Source organism: Nocardioides xinjiangensis (assembly GCF_017916455.1).
Taxonomy (GTDB): domain Bacteria; phylum Actinomycetota; class Actinomycetes; order Propionibacteriales; family Nocardioidaceae; genus Nocardioides; species Nocardioides xinjiangensis.
Genome location: NZ_JAFMSY010000001.1, coordinates 528,861 through 545,786, shown reverse-complemented (window position 1 = coordinate 545,786; position 16,926 = coordinate 528,861). Strand labels below are relative to the sequence as shown.

Genomic DNA, 16,926 nt, shown 5'->3' with positions numbered 1-16,926 from the left:
CGTCAGCGACGGGTGGCGATGATCGCGGACGCGTCGGCCGCCACCATCACCTCGACCGCGGTGAAGCGCTCGTCGGTGAGCCACTGCTCGCGCAGCGTGTCGACGCGGCCGTAGGCGATCGGCGGCCACGACTCGCACGGCGCGAAGTCGTCGAGAACCACGATCCCGCCCGGCTCCACCAGGTCGATCGTCGACTCGACGCCGACCTCGGAGGGGCTCCCGGAGTCCAGGAAGAGCAGCGAGAACGGACCCTGCTCGCGCAGCACGCTCCAGTCCGCGGCCAGCACCTCGACCCGGTCGTCGTCGGTGAAGATCGTCTGCGCGGCCCCGGCGAGCGACTCGTCGAGCTCCGCGGTGAGGATCCGCGCACCGTTGCGCACGCCGCTGCGCAGCCACGCGGTCCCCACGCCGCAGCCGGTGCCGAACTCCGCCATCGTGCCGCCGCGCGTCGCCGCCAGCGTCGCCAGCAGCCGACCGGTCTCGTTGCGGCAGAACGCGACGTAGCCGGCCTGGCGGCACACGTCGAAGGCGCGCTGGACGATGTCGGGGAGTTCCGGAGGAGCAGACATGAGGCCGCCGAGTCTGTCACTCCTCGCGGCGGATCCCACGTGGCGATCCGAGATCTCACGATCTGACACGTTCCCCGAAGTCGCGTGCGCCGACCGCAGCCACGGTCGTACAGTCGCGGCACCATGCGGAGCGTGCTCGTACTCATCGACCGCCGCGGCGAGGCCTGACAGAGAGGCCACCTCGTCGCGGCGTTCGGCGTTGACGAGGTTCCGCCACCCGGCTTCTCGATCCAGCCACGACAGCCATCGACGCCTTCGACGCTGTCGCCCTCGAAGCCGCAGGAGTGACCGATGTACCAGATGTACCCCGACGCATGGGGCCCCGCCGCCCACGACCCCGAGAACCCGCGCAGCGCCGAGAACGTCGCGTTCGCCGTGCAGACCGCGCTTGACCTGCGAGACGACGGCGGTCAGTGGCCGGAGGACAACTAGCGTTCCCGGCATGCCTGACAGCCAGCCACCGTCCCCGTCGCGTCCCTCCGGCAGCCAGACCCTCGCCGTCATCCCGGGCGACGGCATCGGCCCGGAGGTGACGGCCGAGGCGCTAAAGGTGCTCGAGGTCGCGTCGCCGGTGTCGTTCGCGACCACGCAGTACGACCTCGGCGCGGAGCGCTACCTCGCGACCGGCGAGGTGCTGCCGGACTCCGTGCTCGCGGAGGTCCGCGAGCACGACGCGATCCTGCTGGGTGCGGTCGGCGGCAGGCCCAACGACCCCGGCCTGCCGCCCGGCCTCCTCGAGCGCGGCCTGCTGCTGCGGCTGCGGTTCGAGCTCGACCACTACGTCAACCTGCGACCGTCGCGGCTCTTCCCCGGCTCGACCTCACCCCTGGCGGACCCGGTTCTCGAGAGGGGCGACATCGACTTCGTCGTGGTCCGCGAGGGCACCGAGGGCCCCTACACGGGCAACGGCGGCGCCCTGCGGGTCGGCACTCCCGCGGAGGTCGCGACCGAGGTCTCGGTCAACACCGCGTACGGCGTCGAGCGCGTGGTCCGCGATGCGTTCGCGCGGGCGCAGAAGCGCCCGCGCAAGAAGCTGACGCTGATCCACAAGACCAACGTGCTGGTCAACGCCGGGTCGCTGTGGTGGCGGCTCTTCGAGTCCGTCGCGGCCGAGCACCCCGACGTCACGATCGACTACATGCACATCGACGCGGCGATGATCTTCCTCGCCACCGACCCGGCCCGCTTCGACGTGATCGTCACCGACAACCTGTTCGGCGACATCGTCACCGACCTCGCCGCGGCCATCACCGGCGGCATCGGGCTGGCCGCCTCGGGCAACGTCAACCCCGACCGCACCGCCCCGTCGATGTTCGAGCCCGTGCACGGCTCCGCCCCCGACATCGCCGGCCAGCAGAAGGCCGACCCGACCGCCGCGATCCTCTCGGGTGCCCTCCTCCTCGACCACCTCGGCCACCCCGAGGCGGCCGCCGCCATCGAGGCTGCCGTCCTCGCAGACCTCAGCGAGCGCACGCCGGGCACCAGCCGTCGTACGAGCGAGGTCGGGGACGCCATCGCAGCCCGCCTCTGAGTAGGTTGACCCCATGCAGATCAGCACCGCCGCGAACCCCACGCCCGTCGACGACGCCAGGCTCGTCGAGATCCTCGCCAACCCGGGCTTCGGGGTGCACTTCACCGACCACATGCTCACGGTCGAGTGGACACCGGACGCCGGCTGGCACGACGCGCGGATCACGCCGTACGGCCCGCTGACGCTCGACCCGGCGACCGCGGTCCTGCACTACGCGCAGGAGACCTTCGAGGGCATGAAGGCCTACCGCCACGACGACGGCTCGATCTGGACCTTCCGTCCCGAGCAGAACGCCGCCCGGATGGTGCGCTCGAGCGCGCGACTGGCCTTCCCGGAGCTGCCCGTCGAGGACTTCGTCGCGTGCGTCGACGCGCTCGTCGAGGTCGACCAGCGGTGGGTGCCCGACAGCGAGGGGGAGAAGTCGCTCTACCTGCGGCCGTTCATGTTCGCCTCGGAGAAGTTCCTGGGGGTCCGCCCGGCGCAGCACGTGACGTTCATGGTCATCGCCTCGCCGGCCGGGGCGTACTTCAAGGGCGGCGTCAAGCCGGTCAACCTGTGGCTCTCCGAGACGTTCACCCGGGCCGGTCGCGGCGGCATGGGCGCGGCGAAGACCGGTGGCAACTACGCGGCGTCGCTGGCGGCGCAGCGCGAGGCCATCGAGCAGGGCTGCGACCAGGTCGTGTTCCTCGACGACCAGGAGTTCCGCTACATCGAGGAGCTCGGCGGGATGAACCTGTTCTTCGTCCACGCCGACGGCCGCGTCGTCACGCCCGAGACCGGCACGATCCTCGAGGGCATCACCCGCGCCTCGATCATCGAGCTCGCCGGCAAGCTGGGCCACGCCGTCGAGGAGCGGAAGTTCTCGATCGACGAGTGGCGCGACGGCGTCGCGTCGGGCGAGATCACCGAGGTCTTCGCCTGCGGCACCGCCGCCGTCGTCACCCCGGTCGGCGAGCTGCGCTCGCCCCACGGCGTGACCCCGGCGCCCGCCAGCACCGAGCTGACCATGCGGATCCGCGACGCGCTCGTGGGCATGCAGTTCGGCCGCGCCGAGGACACCTTCGGATGGATGCACCGGGTCTGCTGACCGCCCGCGCGTTGCCCGGCGCCGATAGCCTGCCCTGGTGACCGCGGCCGAGGCGAGGACCGCCGACCAGTCGGCCTGCAAGGGCGCCCACGCCTTCGAGGCCCAGACCTCGAGGTCGCTGCGCGACTACATGCGCACCGAGTCCGGCTCGGCCGGGCTGCTCGTGGTGGCCGCGCTGGTCGCCCTGGTCTGGGCGAACTCGCCGTGGTCGCAGGCCTACGTCGACCTCTGGCACACCGAGCTGTCGATCCGCTTCGGCGACGGCGGCCTCACGATGGACCTGCACCACTGGATCAACGACGGCCTGATGGTGGTGTTCTTCTTCGTCATCGGCCTCGAGGTCCGCAAGGAGTTCGCGATCGGCGAGCTCACCGACCGCCGCCGGGTCGTCGTGCCGCTGGCCGCCGGCGTCACCGGCATGCTGGTGCCCGCCGCGGTCTTCCTCGCGTTGAACCCCACCGGCGAGCAGGCCGCCGGCTGGGGCGCTGTCATCGGCACCGACACGGCGTTCCTGCTGGGCGTGATGGCGCTCGTCGGGCCGGCCGTCTCCACGCAGCTGCGGATCTTCCTGCTGACCCTGACCGTCATCGACGACATCGTCGCCGTCAGCGTCATCGGCATCGTGTACTCCGACGACCTGTCCCTGGGGGCGCTGGCCGTGGCCGGCGCGTGCCTGGTGGTGCTGGTCGTGCTCGACAGGTACGCCGTGTGGCAGGCGGCGCCGTACGTGCTCGTCGTGCTGGTGCTGTGGATCGCGACCCTCGAGTCGGGCGTCCACGCCTCGATCGCGGGGATGGTCAGCGGGCTGCTCGTGCCGGCGCTCGATCCGCGCCGCTCCGATGTGGAGGACGCGGCGCGGTCGTTCCGCGCGTTCCGGCAGTCGCCGATGCCGGGCGTGCAACGGGTCGCGCGCCGCTCGCTGACCCGGGCGATCTCGGTCAACGAGCGCCTGCAGGAGGCGCTGCACACGCCGACGAGCCACGTGGTGGTGCCCGTCTTCGCGCTGGCCAACGCCGGCGTCGACCTGCGCGACGGGGTGCTGGGCGACGCCCTCACCTCGACGCTGATGTGGGGCGTCGTGCTCGGCCTCGTCCTCGGCAAGGCGGTGGGCATCTTCGGCGGCGCCTTCGCCAGCGTCCGGCTCGGCTGGGGCCGGCTGCCCCAGGGTGTCGGGCTCGGGCACACGCTCGCCGGCGGTGCGCTGTCGGGGATCGGCTTCACCGTCTCGCTGCTCATCATCAGCCTGGCCTTCGAGTCCTCGCGGCTGCAGGACCAGGCCCGCGTGGGCGTGCTGCTCGCCGCCGTCCTGGCCAGCCTCGCCGGGTGGGCGGCGTTCCGCTTCTCCGCGCGCGTGCTCGGCCAGACCGACGCCGCGCTGCCCACCACCCTCAGCCAGCCGGTCGACCCGGACCGGGACCACGTCCTCGGTCCTGCCGACGCCGAGCTGACCCTGGTCGAGTACCTCGACTACGAGTGCCCGTTCTGCGCCCGCGTCAGCGGCGTCGGCGCGGAGCTCCGGGCGCACTTCGGCGACCGGTTGCGCTACGTCACCCGGCACCTGCCCCTCCCGGTCCACCCGCACGCCGAGCTCGCCGCCCTCGCCGCGGAGGCGGCCGCCCGCCAGGACCGGTTCTGGGAGATGCACGCCGTCCTCTTCGCCCACCAGGACGAGCTCGAGCTCGAGGACCTCGTCGGGTACGCCGCCGAGGTCGGCCTCGACGTGGAGCAGTTCATGCGCGACCTCGACGACGACGCGGTGGTCCGGCACGTCGAGCACGACGTCGCCTCGGCGGATGCGAGCGGCGTGCGTGGCACGCCGACGTTCTTCGTCGGCGAGACCCGGCACGTCGGTCCCTACGACGCCCGCAGCCTGATCGCCGCGCTCGAGTCGGCACGCCGGCCGACCGGCTGAGGCCTCCCGGCCGCTGGGTCCGCCGGGTGTGGACCGGTCCGAGGTCCCGCGCCGGGTGTGCGCGCCGGGTGTCCGTGCCGGGTGTGTCCGTGCCGGGTGGTCAGCCGGGGGCGGAGGCGCACCCGATGCACCGGCGGGCGGCCGGCAGCGCGTCGAGGCGCGCCGCCCCGATCGGCGACCCGCACCGCTCGCAGATGCCGTACGTGCCGGCCTCGACGCGCGCCGAGGCGGCGTCCAGCTCGGCGAGGTGGCGGCGTACCTGCCGCACGAGCGCCCCGATCTGCGAGCGCTCGAACGCGATGGTCGCTCCCTCGGGGTCGTGCTCGTCGTCGGCGTTGGTGTCGCGCGAGGCGGCGACCACCGCGTCGTAGTCGCCGGTGAGGCCCGCCAGCCGCGCGAGCGCCTGCTCGCGCTCCTCCGCGAGGCGCCTCCTGGTCCCGTCCACCGTCCCATCGTCGCCGACCCGTCCGACAGCGCCGTCGCAATCCCCCGGTTGAGCGGGGGATTGTGAACTCAAGGGGGCCTGCACACCCCTATAAGTTGGTGATCCCCCGCCTAAGCGGGGGAACCAGGGGCGGATGGGGCGCGCGGGATGAGGGGCGGGGGCGCCGGCCGCCCGTATCCTCAGAGGCGTGACGACGTCCCCGGAGGCGCCGCCACCCGGCCTGACCGTGGGTGGCTACGCGCTGCGCGCCCGCCTCGGCGAGGGCGGCATGGGCGTCGTGCACCTCGGCCAGAGGCCGGGGGAGCGACCGGTGGCCATCAAGGTGCTGCGCCCGCACGTGGTGGGCGACGACGAGGCGCGCCGCCGCCTCGCCCGCGAGGTCAGCTCGCTGAGCCGGATCCGCAGTCGCCGCGTCGCCGAGATCGTCGACGCCGACCCCTGGGGCGAGATCCCGTTCGTGGCCACCCGCTACGTCCCCGGGCTCTCGCTGCACGACCACGTGCAGGAGGAGGGCCCGCTCGACGGCGACGACCTCCTGTGGTTCGCCGACTGCCTCGCCGAGGCGCTCGAGGCCGTGCACTCGGTGGGGGTGCTGCACCGCGACGTCAAGCCGTCCAACGTCATCATGGAGGGGCGTACGCCGATCCTGATCGACTTCGGGCTGGCCCGGGTGGCCGAGGACTCCCGCATCACGATGAACGGCTGGCTGCTCGGCACGCCCGGCTACCTGGCACCCGAGATCCTGCACGGCGACGACGCCACCGCCGCCTCCGACGTGCACGCCTGGGCAGCGACGGTGGCGTACGCCGGGACGGGCCGCGCCCCCTTCGGCCGCGGACCGTCGGTGGCGATCATGGACCGCGTCCGCCGCGGCGAGCACGACCTCACCGGCCTCGACCCGCTCCTGCTCGACCTCGCGGAGGAGGCGCTGGCCCCGCAGGCCGCGGACCGCCCCTCCCTCGACGAGGTCCGCGACTGGCTGGAGGACCTGTCGGCGGGCGGCGCCCCCGTGCGGGACCGCGCCGAGGGCACACGTGCGGCGCCCGTGACGCTGCCCTACGTCGCCGCCACCCACCTGGACGCCGCCGCGCCGACGCGCCTCGGCACCGGAGCGGTCGGCCCGGCCTCGCCGGCGGGTCGCGCGCAACCGGCCGACGAGCCCGTCCACTGGTCGTCGGCCTGGAGCCCCCAGGAGGACCAGCACGGCGCCGGGCCCGTCCCGGGGTGGGACGCCGCCACCACCGTCCCGAGCCGCCAGACGCGCGTCCTGCCGGACGGCACGACCGAGTGGGTCTCGGCGGAGTACGGCGCGCCCGCCCGCCCGCATGCACCCGCGGGGGAGCGCCTGCGCCGCGCCCTCACCATCCTCGCCGCCGGCGGTGTCGTCGCCGGCGGCGTCGTCCTCGCGCCCTACGTCACCCTCGCCCTGGTCCTGGTCACCGTCTGGCTGCTGCGCAGCGGCTCGATGGCCGCGGCCGCAGCAGGCAGCAGGCGCGAGCGGCGCGGGGCCAGGTGGTACGACGGCGTCCAGCTGCTGCTGGCCGCGCCGTGGCACGCGATCGCCGGGCTGGGCGGCACCGTGGTGCTCCTCCTCTGGAGCCTGGGCATCGCTGCGGCGATCGCGCTGCTCTGCTTCGCCGCGTCCGTCCCGCTGACCACCACCCTGGGCCCGGTGGGCGTCTCGTTCGCCCTCGGGCTGTGGTGGGGACCCGGCTCGGAGCGGCTCCGCTCACCCGTGCACCGCGCCGTCGACCCGCTGTCCCGGCGCGTCGTGCCGTGGCTGCTCACCACGCTGCTGGTGGCGGCGCTGGGCTCGGGGCTGGCCGCCGCCGCGTCGGCGCAGGGCACGTCCTGGACGCCGGACGACTCCGCGCCGTTCGCCGACGTACGCCTGCCCGGCTGGCTGTGAACAGACCGGGGCCGCTCCACCCGTAGGTGGTCTTCCCCGGCCGCGCGTCGCCGGGCTACCGTCGCTGCACCACCGTCGTAAGGGGATCTCCACATGCACTCGACCAGCACCCTCGTCGCCCGCCGGCTCGGCGTCGCGCTCACGGCTCTCGCACTCGGGATCGGCATGTCGACCCCTGTCCACGCCGCACCGGCGAAGGACAGGGCGGCTGACTGCATCGACTACGGCGACCTCGCCGACGCGCCCGCGGGCACCATCCCGCGCGACGACCTGCACCACGTCCACAAGGACCCGCTCGCCAAGGTCGCACGGGCCACCGCGTCGACGACGAGCAGGTCGGGCGCCGGTGCCGCGGCGGACGCGTTCGAGCCCGTGACGGTCCCGGTCCGCTTCCACGTGATCGCCAAGGACCGCGGGCAGGAGGGCGGCAACCTCTCCCGCGCCCGCATCGAGGCGCAGGTCGCTGTCCTCAACGCCGCCTACGAGGGCACGGGGTTCACCTTCGAGCTCGAGCGCGTCACCCGGACCTTCGAGCCTCAGTGGTTCAACCTCATCTCCTCCAACGGCGCCGAGCCCCGGTTCTACCGCGGCGGCGGCAAGGAGGTCGCGATGAAGAAGGCGCTCTACGGCGACAGCACGTCCGAGACGCTCAACATCTACTCCGCCTCGCTCGGCCAGTCCCTGCTCGGGTGGGCCTACTTCCCGTCGGACTTCGACGCCGACGCCACGGCGGGCAACCCGCTGCCCCAGTACCGCGACGGGGTGGTCATCGACTACCGCAGCCTGCCGTCCGTCGCCGGCGACACGGGTGACAGCGCCGTGTTCAGCGTCTACGGCGAGGGCGACACCGCCACCCACGAGGTGGGCCACTGGCTCGAGCTGTACCACACGTTCCAGGGCGGGTGCTCCGAGCCGGGCGACCACGTCGCCGACACGGCGCCCGAGGCGTCGCCGGCCTTCCAGTGCCCGGTGGGTCGCGACACCTGCGCCGGCGGGGGAGCGGACCCGATCACCAACTTCATGGACTACACCTACGACTCCTGCATGACGGAGTTCACGCCGGGGCAGACCGCGCGGATGCAGCTGGCCTGGACGGCCTACCGCGCCGGCGCGTAGGGCGGGGCACTGCCGGCTGTGAGGTTCCTCGCGGTTCCACGGGGGTGAACGGGGTACCTAGGCTGTTCACGACCAGACAGGAGGGCTCATGACTGAGCAACCGGACATCGGCACCGAGATCGGGACCGATCCCGCCGTGGACGTCACCGGGGACAGCACGGACAACGAGAGCTACCACGGCTACAGCGTCGACGACGAGACGCAGCCGCAGAGCACGGGCGACAGCCTGGTCGACGACCGCGGACTGCCCGAGCCGCTCGACGAGGGCTACTCGCCCCCGGAGAAGTGGTCGGCCGGCCAGGGCTACGGCAACACCCCGCTCGAGGAGATCCAGGGCGAGACGCTGGACCAGCGCGTCGACCAGGAGGTCGCCGAGCCCGACCCGTACGAGGTCGCGGACCAGGAGGCCGAGCGTGGTGACCTGGCTGCCCTCGTCGCGGAGGGCAGCGGGTCGGACGAGGCGCTCGAGGCCGACGTCGACGGCGAGCGCGCCGGGCGGCTGGTCGCCGAGGACGAGGGCGTCCGCACGGACGCCGAGAAGGACCTCGTCGCCACCGACGTGGGCATCGACGGCGCGGCGGCCGGTGCCGAGGAGGCAGCGATGCACGTGGTCGACGACCCGGAGGTCGAGGACCCGCTGCTGCTGGACGGAGAGGTCGTCGACTCCGAGCCCGACGCGCGCTGACCGCTCGACCCACGCCGACACACGCCGAGAGCCCCGACCGCGACCGCGGATCGGGGCTCTCGCCTGTCGGGGGTCAGCCGCGCGGCTGGGCGGGGTTGGTCGGGTCGCCCTGCGACGGCGGGTTGATCGGCGGTCCCTCGGTGACCGCACTGCCCGCGGGCGCTCCCGGCGCGGCCTCGGGCGCGGGTGCCGTGGGGTCGCCGCCGGACGGCGTGGCGTCGCCGCTCTCGAGGGAGGCCAGGCGGTGCTCCAGCATCAGCACGATCTGCGGCCGGTCGGCGTGGCTGCGCTCGTACTCCAGCAGCTGGCGCACCCCGTCGGGGTCGAGGGCGTGCGCCCGCGACTCGATCGAGCCGGTGGCGAGGTTGTCGTAGTCGGGCAGGGGCGGCTCGTGGTGGTTCATGCCGCTCGGTACCCCACCGCCCGTGACCTCAAGCGTGCCGGGTGCGCGCTGCCCGCCGGGTCGCCGACGGAGCTGGCGGAACGTCACCGACCAGCGTTCCTCGCCGACGGCCGGCACGCTGTGCTGCCACGCGCTGCGCGCGGCGCCGGACAGGACGTACGCCGAACGGCGGGCGAGCGGCTGCTCGAAGACCCGCCGCTCCCCGCCGGCGGCGCGGCGCTGGAAGCGCATCACCGAGTCGGAGCCCAGGGAGACGCCCACCACCACGGGCCCGAACGCCGTCGCGTCGCGGTGCCAGCCGATGCCGGCCCCGGGCGGGTAGCGGGTCACGAGCGCCTCGACCAGGCTGCTCTCCTCGACACCGGCGACCTCGGCCGCCCGCGCGCGCAGCGGGAGCAGCTCGCGGGGGACCGGCTCGGCCTGCGTGGGCGCCCACGACTCGTAGTCGTACCCGACACCGAAGTGCCGCACCTGGCGTCGGGAGGCGACGCCGCGCATGACGACAGGCTCCACCGACAGGCCGCCGCACCACGCGAGGAGCGCGCGCTCCTCGGTCACCGAGACGACGTCGAGGGCGAGGAGCAGCCCGGACGGCTGCTCCTGCACCCCGCGCATCGCCATGCGTGCCGGACTCTGCGTGTCAGGTGGCGGTCGTCACTCCTCGACGCCGGCGCCCTCCTCGGCGGCGCCGTCGACCCGCGACGGCTCGCCGCCGGGCGTGGAGGAGGGCGACGCCGGTCCGGCGTGCTCCTCCTCGGTCTCGGGGACGCCGGTGTTCTCCTCGGCCGCGCCGCGGCCGTCCTGCTCGCTCATGGCTACCTCGAATTCAGTGGGACTCGGACGGGGACGCCCCGTACCCCGCACGGGCGACGAGCACGCGCGCCCCGCCAGCGCGCCGACCGGATCGCGAGACGCCCGTCTCACGCCCCGCGCCTGAGTGGCACGATCGTCCCGTGAGCACCCGCACCATCATCATCGCCTAGCGCGTCGGGACCCCCGCCGCGCCGACCTCCTGCACCCCAGGAGGTTTTTTCATGTCCCACCCCGACCCGAGAGACTCCGATGGACCTGCACGGCTCGTTCCACGTCTACGACACCACCCTGCGCGACGGCGCCCAGCAGGAGGGCCTCAACCTCTCCGTCGCCGACAAGCTGGCCATCGCGCGCCAGCTCGACGGGCTCGGGGTGGGCTACATCGAGGGCGGCTGGCCGGGGTCCAACCCGAAGGACACCGAGTTCTTCCGCCGCGCCCGCGAGGAGCTGCACCTCGAGCACGCGCGGCTCGCTGCGTTCGGAGCCACCCGCCGCGCCGGCGTACCGGCCGCGGACGACCCGCTGGTGGCCGCCCTCCGCGACTCCGGGGCGGGCGTCGTGACGCTGGTGGCGAAGTCGCACGACCGGCACGTCGAGCTGGCGCTGCGCACGACGCTGGAGGAGAACCTCGCGATGGTCCGCGACACCGTGACGCACCTGCGCGATGAGGGGCAGACGGTCTTCGTCGACGCGGAGCACTTCTTCGACGGCTACCGCGCCAACCGCGCCTACGCCCTGGAGGTGCTGCGCACCGCGGCCGAGGCCGGGGCCGAGGTCGTCGCCCTCTGCGACACCAACGGGGGCATGCTGCCCGACTGGGTCTCCGACGTGGTGCTCGACGTGATCGCCTCGACCGGCGCGCGCGTCGGCATCCACGCGCACAACGACAGCGGCTGCGCGGTCGCCAACTCGCTCGCGGCGGTCGCCGCCGGGGCGAGCCACGTGCAGGGGTGCATCAACGGCTACGGCGAGCGCACCGGCAACGCCGACCTCGTCACCGTCGTCGCCAACCTCGAGCTCAAGCTGGACCGCACCGTGCTGCCCCCCGGCCTGTTGCGCGAGGCCACCCGGATCGCCCACGCCGTCGCCGAGGTCACCAACGTGCCGCCGGCGTCGCGCCAGCCGTACGTCGGCACGTCCGCCTTCGCGCACAAGGCCGGGCTGCACGCCAGCGCCATCAAGGTCGACCCCGACCTCTACCAGCACATGGACCCGCTGGGCGTCGGCAACGACATGCGGCTGCTCGTCTCCGACATGGCCGGCCGCGCCTCGATCGAGCTCAAGGGCAAGGAGCTGGGCTACGACCTCTCCGACGGCTCCCGCGAGATGAAGGAGCTGGTCACGCGGGTCACCGACCGGGTCAAGGCGATGGAGCAGCAGGGTTACACCTTCGAGGCCGCCGACGCGTCCTTCGAGCTGCTGCTGGCCGAGGAGGTCGAGGGCGTGCGGCCGTCGTACTTCGACGTGGAGTCCTGGCGCGTCATCACCGAGACCCGGCCCGACGGCGAGGCGGTCTCGGAGGCGACGGTCAAGCTGCGCTCCGCGGGCGTTCGCTACGTCGTGACCGGTGAGGGCAACGGCCCCGTCAACGCCCTCGACGCCGCGCTGCGCGAGGCGATCGGGCAGGCCTTCCCGGAGGTCGCGAAGTTCGAGCTGATCGACTACAAGGTCCGCATCCTCGACCAGGGCCACGGCACCGACGCCATCACCCGGGTGCTCATCGAGACCAGCGACGGCGAGTCCTCGTGGGTCACCGTCGGCGTCGGCGCCAACGTCATCGAGGCGTCGTGGGGCGCCCTCGTCGACGGGCTCACCTTCGGGCTGCGCCGTCACCACCGGTAGGGGAGCCGCCGACGACCCGCCGCACCAGGTCGTCCCAGCCGGCCTCGATCCGCTCGATCGAGATGTGCTCGCGATTGACCTGCTGCTCGAGCACGACCATCTCCAGCGGCGCCAGGAGGGCGGTCGCGAGCATCAGCAGGTCGCCGGTGACCCCGAGCTCGCCGAGCAGGTAGCGCACGTGCATGTTCGCGAACGACACGGCCGCCGCGGAGCGGGCGCCGGGCCGGCCGGCGGCGGCGATCAGGTCGGCGTGGGTCAGGTTGGTCCGCAGCCGCGAGTGCCCGAATGCCAGCAGCCGCTCCAGGGGCGGCGCGCCCGGACCGAGCGGCGGGGGACCGGAGATCACGCTCGCCTGCCAGGCCGTCTCCGACTCGTTGAGGACCGCCGCCATCAGGCCCTCGCGGCTCTCGAACCGACGGAAGAGCGTGCCCTTGCCCACCCCCGCCTCCGAGGCGACGGTGTCCATCGTCACGCAGGCGACCCCCCGGGTCTCCACGAGGCGCAACGCCGCTGCGAGGATCGCCTGCCGGTTGCGCGCGGCGTCGGCCCGCTCGGGCGTCGGCTCGTCGGCGAGCGGCAGCAGCGTGGTCACGGCACCCAGAGTAGGGCGGCAGGAAGTTCGGCTGCACCGGAATAGAACCGGACTGCGGTCCGTTTGGACCGGCATGACCACTGACAAGCAGATCCGTGTCGCCGTCCTCCTCGGATCCTCCCGCACCGGCTCCCTCAACCGCCGCATCGCCGAGCACCTGCGCGACCACGCGCCGGCGGGCGTCACCGTCGACGTCGTCGAGGGCATCGACCGCGTCCCGTTCTACAACGAGGAGCTCGACGGGGACGACGCCCCGGCCAGCGCCACCGCGCTGCGCGAGGCCGTCGCCTCCGCCGACCGCGTCCTCGCCGTGACGCCGGAGTACAACGGCACCATGCCGGCCGTGCTCAACAACGCCATCGACTGGCTCTCCCGGCCCTACGGCCAGGGCGCCATCGTCGGCAAGCCCTTCGCGGCCATCGGCGCCACGCCCACGCCGTACGGCGGCAAGTGGTCGCACGAGCACGCCCGCCACTCCGCGCGCATCGCCGGCGCCCTGGTCGTCGACACCATCGTGGTGGACGAGCCCGCCGTCGCGGGCGACCCGCTGCAGGACGAGGCGGCCGTGCGGCGCTTCCTCACCGCCCTCGACGACCTGGTGGCGCACGAGGCCGAGGTCGCTGCCTGATCCCGGTACGGTCGGCGGCGTGCTCCACGACCTGACCGCGCTCGAGCAGGGCGACGCCGTGCGCCGCGGCGAGGTGTCGCCGCTCGAGCTGGTGGAGCACTACGCCGGCCGCCTCGACCGCGTCGGGGCCTTCGTCACCACCACGCACGACCTGGCGCGCGAGCACGCGCGCCGGCTGACCACCCGCCTCACCGCCGAGGGACGCCCCACGGACGCGGGTCCGCTCTGGGGCGTCCCGACCGGCATCAAGGACCTGCACCCGACGGCCGGCGTGCGCACCACCTTCGGCTCGGCGGCGTACGACGACTTCGTCCCGGACGTCTCCGACGACCTCGTCCTCACGGTCGAGGCCGCCGGCATGCCCAGCCTGGGCAAGACGAGCACGCCGGAGTTCGGGTCGCCCTGCTACACCGAGCCCGACGTCGCGCCGCCCGCCGTCACGCCGTGGGACACCGGGCGGACGGCCGGCGGCTCCTCCGGCGGGGCCGCCGCCGCCGTCGCGGCGGGACTGCTCCCGCTCGCGCCCGGCTCCGACGGCGGCGGCTCGATCCGCATCCCCGCGTCCTGCTGCGGGCTCGTCGGGCTAAAGCCGTCCCGCGGCCGGATCAGCGGCGCCCCGCGCTACGGCGACCCCGTGGGCCTCGCCACCGCCGGCACCCTGGCCCGCACCGTGCGCGACGCGGCGGCCCTGCTCGACGTGCTCGCGGGTCGGCGGGTGGGCGACCCGTTCTGGGCACCTGCGCCGTCCGGGCCGTTCCTCGATGCCTGCGACCGCCTGCCCGGTCGGCTCCGGGTCGCGAGGTTCATCGCGCCCGTCATCGCCGACGTGGAGGTGCACGGCTCCAGCGTGACGGCCTGGCAGCGTGCCTCCCGGCTGCTGGAGTCGCTGGGCCACGACGTCGAGGACGTGCCCGTGCCGATCCCGCCCGAGGCGGTCGCGGACTTCGAGACGTGCTGGGCGGTGCTCACCGCGCTGTCGGCCGCCCCGCCGGGCCGCGAGGACCGGCTCCGGCCGCTCACCCGCTGGCTCGGCGAGCGCGGTCACGCGGTCAGCGGGCCCGAGTTCGGCCTGGCCATCGGGCGGCTGCGGCAGCACGCGGCGGCGGCGCTCGCCGCGCTGGCGCCGTACGACGTCGTGCTGACGCCGACCCTCGCCATGCCCCCGGTGGCGGTGGGCGCCCTCCGCGACGACGCGGACCCCGCGCGGGACTTCGACCGCCAGAAGGCCTTCACGCCGTGGACGAGCGCGTGGAACGTCACCGGCATGCCCGCGGTGTCGCTGCCGCTGCACTGGACCGACGACGGACTGCCGGTCGGCGTCATGCTGGCCGCGCGGCCCGCGGAGGAGGAGCTGCTGCTCTCCGTGGCCGCACAGGTCGAGACCGCCGCGCCGTGGGCGCACCGGCGCCCGGCCGGCTGGTGAGGCGCTAGTCCTCGCCGATCCCGCGGGCGTGCAGGGCGTCCCCGGTGTCGCGGGCGCGGGCCACGACGCGCACCACGAACGGGATCAGCCGCGCGCGCGGCGAGCGCTCCAACCCGCGGGCGAGCGCTGCGTCGCGGGCCTCCTCGGCCAGCACGATCGTCGACGGGATGGCGCGGAGCATGAGCGAGAAGGCGAGCGCCACGACCTCCGGGTCGACACCGAGACGCCGCAGGGGCCGCAGGCCGCGGGCGACGGCGTCCATCACCTCGTCGACCGGTGTGGTCACGGTCAGGGTGGTCGCGAGCAGGATCAGCGCGACGAGGTCGCCGACGACCTCGACCGCGCGCGGCCAGCCGTGCTGCCAGACCGTCCAACCGCCGAGGAGGGCCGCCGTGAGCAGCAGCCAGCGCATCGCCGCCAGCGTGCGACCGACCCGGGCGCCGGACCACCCGAGCAGCGCCGCGGCGAGGGTCACGGCGACGAGCGCCGAGGCCGGACCGCGGACGACGACCACGGCGAGGCCGGCGGCCATCAGGCCGAGCAGCTTGGCGCCGGCTCCGAGGCGGTGCAGCCACGTCGTACCGGGCTGGTGCAGGCCCAGGAGCTGAGCGCTCACGCGGTCGCCCGGTAGTGCTCGACGACCTCTGCGGGGTCCCCGTCGCGCTCGACGCGCCCGGCGCGCACGAGCAGCACGCGGTCGCAGCGCGCGGCCAGCTCGAGGTCGTGCGTCACCACCACGAGCTGCTGCGGCAGGCCGAGGAGCAGCTCGCCGATGCGGCGGCTGTTGCCCAGGTCGAGCAGCGTCGTCGGCTCGTCGGCGACGAGGAGCGACGGCCGGGTGGCGAGCACGCCGGCCAGGGCGAGCAGCTGGCCCTCGCCCCCGGACAGCCCGTGCACGCTGCGGTCGCCGAAGCCCGCCAGCCCGACGTCGGCCAGCACCCGGTCCGCGGCGACGAGGCGCTCGGGGCGGTCCCGGTGCGTGCGCCGCAGGGAGAGGGCGACGTCCTCGCGGGCCGTCGGCATCACGAGCTGCGCGGCCGGGTCGGTGAAGACGAACCCCACGCGCCGGCGCACCTCCCGCCCCTCGCGTGCCACGTCGAGGCCGTCGACAAGCACGCGCCCGGTCGTCGCGGCGACCAGGCCGTTGACGAGGCGGGCGAGCGTCGACTTGCCCGACCCGTTGGGCCCCACCAGCGCGATGCGGCGCTCGGTCAGGTGCAGCGACGTCTCCTGGAGCACCTGCCGGTGGCCGTCGTGGGTGGGGAACGAGACGGTCACCTGCTCGAGGCGGACCTCGCTCACGCGGCGGGCGTTCCCTGGGGCTGCTCGGTGCCGGCGGGGGCGTCCGGTCGGGCGAGCATGTCGGGGAAGGCCCGGTGCACGGCGGTGGCCACGAGCGACATGGCGACGTTCTTCAGGACGTCGCCGAGCCAGAAGACCTTGTCGACGTCCCACGCCTGGGACCACGTCAGGTCGGCGCGCACGACGAGGCCCGCCATGCCGCAGGTGTGGATGAAGACCGCCGAGCTCACCAGGCCCGCGCAGAAGATCGCCACCGCGCTGCCGAGCGAGCGCCGGGGGAGGCGCTCCACGATGGCGCCGCACAAGGCGGCGGCGAGCGGGAAGCCGAGCAGGTAGCCGGCGGTCGGACCGGCCAGCACGGCGAGGCCGGCGGCGCCGCCGGAGAAGATCGGCAGGCCCGCGGCGCCGGCGGCGACGTACAGCGAGACGGCGAGGAAGCCGCGTCGCATGCCCAGCACCGCGCCCGAGAGCAGCACCGCGAAGGTCTGCAGCGTGATCGGGACCGGACCGGCGACCTTGATGGCGGGCAGCAGGGCGCAGACCGCGACGAGGGCGGCGAAGGCGGCGACCAGGGCGACGTCGGTGCCGGGGTTGCGACGGGTGCTCATCGGGTGTTTCCTCTACCTGAACGGTGATCAGTTGAACGGTGTTCAGGTTAGGGTCGCGGAG

The 16,926-nt window shown here is 74.0% G+C and carries 18 protein-coding genes; 10 read left to right on the top strand and 8 right to left on the bottom strand.

The genetic code is table 11. The features are described 5' to 3' along the window. Positions 1-2: 2 nt before the first annotated feature. Entirely contained in the window at positions 3-569 is a 567-nt protein-coding gene (locus J3P38_RS02650; RefSeq protein ID WP_210438307.1) for an O-methyltransferase, read from the bottom strand. Positions 570-860: 291 nt separating this feature from the next. Between J3P38_RS02650 and J3P38_RS02645 the strand changes: the two genes are divergently transcribed. The 4 genes from J3P38_RS02645 to nhaA are packed head-to-tail and all read left to right on the top strand — an operon-like array spanning position 861 to position 5,099. Then, complete coding sequence (locus J3P38_RS02645) at positions 861-1,001, top strand: hypothetical protein (RefSeq protein WP_210438306.1); 141 nt, start codon at positions 861-863, stop codon at positions 999-1,001. Positions 1,002-1,011: 10 nt separating this feature from the next. Then, positions 1,012-2,100 (top strand): 3-isopropylmalate dehydrogenase, encoded by a 1,089-nt coding sequence (locus tag J3P38_RS02640; protein ID WP_210502593.1) that lies wholly within the window; start codon positions 1,012-1,014, stop codon positions 2,098-2,100. Between the two features lie 13 nt (positions 2,101-2,113). Then, positions 2,114-3,187 carry a branched-chain amino acid aminotransferase gene (locus tag J3P38_RS02635; RefSeq protein WP_210502592.1) on the top strand — a complete coding sequence of 358 codons (1,074 nt, stop codon included), beginning with the start codon at positions 2,114-2,116 and terminating at the stop codon, positions 3,185-3,187. Positions 3,188-3,224: 37 nt separating this feature from the next. Next, the gene (nhaA, locus tag J3P38_RS02630) at positions 3,225-5,099 is read left to right on the top strand and encodes a Na+/H+ antiporter NhaA (protein ID WP_307807671.1); all 1,875 of its coding nucleotides are present in this window, start codon (positions 3,225-3,227) and stop codon (positions 5,097-5,099) included. A gap of 100 nt (positions 5,100-5,199) precedes the next feature. On the opposite strand, the gene J3P38_RS02625 is transcribed toward nhaA, so the two are convergent. Further along, positions 5,200-5,544, bottom strand: a complete 345-nt coding sequence (locus J3P38_RS02625; protein ID WP_210502591.1) for a TraR/DksA family transcriptional regulator — start codon at positions 5,542-5,544, stop codon at positions 5,200-5,202. Positions 5,545-5,731: 187 nt separating this feature from the next. Between J3P38_RS02625 and J3P38_RS02620 the strand changes: the two genes are divergently transcribed. From J3P38_RS02620 to J3P38_RS02610, 3 genes are all read left to right on the top strand, one after another. After that, complete coding sequence (locus tag J3P38_RS02620) at positions 5,732-7,453, top strand: serine/threonine protein kinase (RefSeq protein WP_210502590.1); 1,722 nt, start codon at positions 5,732-5,734, stop codon at positions 7,451-7,453. A gap of 93 nt (positions 7,454-7,546) precedes the next feature. Beyond that, complete coding sequence (locus J3P38_RS02615; RefSeq protein WP_210438301.1) at positions 7,547-8,569, top strand: zinc metalloprotease; 1,023 nt, start codon at positions 7,547-7,549, stop codon at positions 8,567-8,569. Positions 8,570-8,657: 88 nt separating this feature from the next. After that, entirely contained in the window at positions 8,658-9,254 is a 597-nt protein-coding gene (locus J3P38_RS02610) for a DUF5709 domain-containing protein (protein WP_246849858.1), read from the top strand. Positions 9,255-9,327: 73 nt separating this feature from the next. On the opposite strand, the gene J3P38_RS02605 is transcribed toward J3P38_RS02610, so the two are convergent. Then, on the bottom strand, positions 9,328-10,278 hold the full coding sequence (locus tag J3P38_RS02605; RefSeq protein WP_210502589.1) for an alpha-ketoglutarate-dependent dioxygenase AlkB: 951 nt from the start codon (positions 10,276-10,278) through the stop codon (positions 9,328-9,330). Between the two features lie 33 nt (positions 10,279-10,311). Further along, a complete protein-coding gene (locus tag J3P38_RS02600; RefSeq protein ID WP_210438299.1) occupies positions 10,312-10,470 on the bottom strand; it encodes a hypothetical protein in 159 nt (52 codons plus the stop codon). Positions 10,471-10,719: 249 nt separating this feature from the next. On the opposite strand from J3P38_RS02600, the gene cimA reads away from it, so the two are divergent. After that, positions 10,720-12,312 carry a citramalate synthase gene (cimA, locus tag J3P38_RS02595; protein ID WP_210502588.1) on the top strand — a complete coding sequence of 531 codons (1,593 nt, stop codon included), beginning with the start codon at positions 10,720-10,722 and terminating at the stop codon, positions 12,310-12,312. Here cimA and J3P38_RS02590 read toward each other — a convergent pair. After that, a complete protein-coding gene (locus tag J3P38_RS02590; RefSeq protein WP_307807669.1) occupies positions 12,281-12,904 on the bottom strand; it encodes a TetR/AcrR family transcriptional regulator in 624 nt (207 codons plus the stop codon). The two genes, cimA and J3P38_RS02590, sit on opposite strands and share 32 nt — an antisense overlap. A 73-nt stretch (positions 12,905-12,977) precedes the next feature. Between J3P38_RS02590 and J3P38_RS02585 the strand changes: the two genes are divergently transcribed. Both J3P38_RS02585 and J3P38_RS02580 read left to right on the top strand, forming a co-directional pair. Beyond that, a complete protein-coding gene (locus J3P38_RS02585) occupies positions 12,978-13,532 on the top strand; it encodes an NADPH-dependent FMN reductase (RefSeq protein WP_210502586.1) in 555 nt (184 codons plus the stop codon). A 19-nt stretch (positions 13,533-13,551) separates the two neighbouring features. Further along, positions 13,552-14,955, top strand: a complete 1,404-nt coding sequence (locus J3P38_RS02580) for an amidase (protein ID WP_307807668.1) — start codon at positions 13,552-13,554, stop codon at positions 14,953-14,955. Positions 14,956-14,959: 4 nt separating this feature from the next. On the opposite strand, the gene J3P38_RS02575 is transcribed toward J3P38_RS02580, so the two are convergent. From J3P38_RS02575 to J3P38_RS02565, 3 genes are read right to left on the bottom strand one after another with little or no spacing between them, the layout of a single operon-like run. Further along, positions 14,960-15,571 carry a CbiQ family ECF transporter T component gene (locus J3P38_RS02575; protein ID WP_210502585.1) on the bottom strand — a complete coding sequence of 204 codons (612 nt, stop codon included), beginning with the start codon at positions 15,569-15,571 and terminating at the stop codon, positions 14,960-14,962. Then, the gene (locus J3P38_RS02570; RefSeq protein ID WP_307807667.1) at positions 15,568-16,257 is read right to left on the bottom strand and encodes an energy-coupling factor ABC transporter ATP-binding protein; all 690 of its coding nucleotides are present in this window, start codon (positions 16,255-16,257) and stop codon (positions 15,568-15,570) included. The genes J3P38_RS02575 and J3P38_RS02570 overlap by 4 nt, the downstream gene beginning before the upstream one ends. Next, positions 16,254-16,865 carry a biotin transporter BioY gene (locus J3P38_RS02565; protein ID WP_210502584.1) on the bottom strand — a complete coding sequence of 204 codons (612 nt, stop codon included), beginning with the start codon at positions 16,863-16,865 and terminating at the stop codon, positions 16,254-16,256. The genes J3P38_RS02570 and J3P38_RS02565 overlap by 4 nt, the downstream gene beginning before the upstream one ends. Positions 16,866-16,926 lie beyond the last annotated feature (61 nt).